We start from the raw sequence: 286 nt of genomic DNA, 5'->3' as shown, positions 1-286 counted from the left end.
TGGTCAGCGCAGGCGACAGCGGCACAGTAAAGCTGCCGTCGCTCCCTGCTGTGACACTGCCCAGCACATTGCCTGCCGCGTCGCTGATCGTGACCGTACTGCCAGCTTCCGCCGTACCGCTGACCGACGCGCCATCTTCCGCGACCAGGAGAGCCGCGGGCGCTTCCGGTGCGGTGGTATCCGGGGCCGTCACGGTAACCGCGGCGGAAATATTGCCCGCGGCATCACTGGCGATGGCGGTAACCGTTTCTCCGTTGGTGAGCGCGGGCGACAGCGGCACGCTAAA

1 protein-coding gene is annotated in these 286 nt (G+C 66.8%); it reads right to left on the bottom strand.

The window, feature by feature from the left end; translation table 11 throughout:
• A partial coding sequence (locus tag NC856_RS17730; RefSeq protein WP_264091714.1) for an Ig-like domain-containing protein occupies window positions 1-286 on the bottom strand: 286 nt, incomplete at both ends.

Origin of the sequence: Brenneria izbisi, assembly GCF_025840185.1 — a bacterium.
GTDB lineage: Bacteria > Pseudomonadota > Gammaproteobacteria > Enterobacterales > Enterobacteriaceae > Brenneria > Brenneria izbisi.
Note: the sequence above shows the minus strand (reverse complement) of the source record. Positions and strands in the feature narration are given on the sequence as shown.